Genomic DNA, 1,257 nt, shown 5'->3' with positions numbered 1-1,257 from the left:
GGATCGTGGTAAGCATCGATATGAGCTGGGCGCAGACCTTCGTCTTTTTTGCCGTTAATCCACCAAGCCACTTGGCGTGCAGGCCACTGCTTTTCATCCAGATTTTGTGCTTTGATCAAACGCTTCAGTAAACGCTGTTGATCGTCGCTGTCGATGATTTGAAAATCTTCCGGTAGCTTGGCATCAAGATAGTGCGCACGCAAAATGCGGTGACAAATACCGTGAAAGGTACCATTCCACATGCCTGACGCACTGCCCATCATCAACTCTTCAATACGGCCACGCATCTCCGCTGCCGCTTTGTTGGTAAAGGTTACCGACATGATTGAGAACGGAGACGCTTGTTCTACCGACATCAACCAAGCGATACGGTGAACAAGAACACGAGTCTTACCACTCCCTGCACCAGCAAGGACGAGCAAGTTTTCTAGAGGTGCAGCAACGGCTTCACGCTGTTTATCGTTCAAACCGTCGAGTAATAGAGATGGATCCATCATGATGAGCTACTGGTTATTTATACATAAAAATAGATTATAACCTAAACAACTAGGGTGTGTTGAGACAAAACTAGATAAAAAGTTCGACGATTTTTTACTCATCCATTCAATCAGTTATGTAAATCAAACCATCAAAAAGCATTCTCCAAAACAATTTCCCTGAAAGTTTTTCACTCACCTTCCTATCTCTTAAGTTAAGCAAGCGGACAAAAACTGTGCATCTCAATCGCTCGTCTGCTTGCCCATCTCAACGTAAAGGAAATCATTCAGAGGAATTTATTATGAAAAAGTCGAATCTTGCTGTTACTGCTGCGGTTACTGGTCTACTAGCCCTTGGTGGCACTCTACTAACAGCAACACCTGCTGTCGCGGCAGAAAAAGAAAAGTGCTACGGCGTGGCAAAAGCGGGAAAAAATGACTGTGCGACGAAGAACAGCTCTTGCGCCGGCACGTCAAAACAAGACCACCAGAAAGACGCATTTGTGGTGGTTCCAAAAGGTCTTTGCGACAAATTGGCTGGCGGCAGCACCAGCGCATCTTAATTTCTCCGTTAATTGTTGTGGGCGTGTGATGGCTCAACTCACACCCCACAACCTCTTCTCATCCAGTTCGAAAAGGAGTTTCACGTGAAACACTACGATTTTCACTCTCTTGTTGGCGTTGGTTTACGGACTCCTCATTTGGACTTTTTTCAGCAACAACGCCCAGAACTGTCTTGGTTAGAAATTCACAGCGAGAACTACTTTCAACCCAATGCAGC

At 45.6% G+C, this 1,257-nt stretch carries 3 protein-coding genes; 2 read left to right on the top strand and 1 reads right to left on the bottom strand.

Translation table 11 applies throughout. The features are described from left to right. A partial coding sequence (locus R7F67_RS24325) for a UvrD-helicase domain-containing protein (RefSeq protein WP_318057475.1) occupies positions 1 to 497 on the bottom strand: 497 nt, incomplete at its 3' end. 281 nt (positions 498 to 778) lie between these two features. On the opposite strand from R7F67_RS24325, the gene R7F67_RS24320 reads away from it, so the two are divergent. Together R7F67_RS24320 and R7F67_RS24315 are read left to right on the top strand one after the other, a co-directional pair. Further along, positions 779 to 1,039, top strand: a complete 261-nt coding sequence (locus R7F67_RS24320) for a DUF2282 domain-containing protein (protein ID WP_005458571.1) — start codon at positions 779 to 781, stop codon at positions 1,037 to 1,039. 84 nt (positions 1,040 to 1,123) lie between these two features. Further along, on the top strand, positions 1,124 to 1,257 hold a 134-nt coding region (locus R7F67_RS24315), incomplete at its 3' end, for a DUF692 family multinuclear iron-containing protein (RefSeq protein ID WP_318057476.1).

Origin of the sequence: Vibrio sp. YT-17 (assembly GCF_033337375.1) — a bacterium.
Taxonomy (GTDB): Bacteria; Pseudomonadota; Gammaproteobacteria; order Enterobacterales; family Vibrionaceae; genus Vibrio; species Vibrio alginolyticus.
Note: the sequence above shows the minus strand (reverse complement) of the source record. Positions and strands in the feature narration are given on the sequence as shown.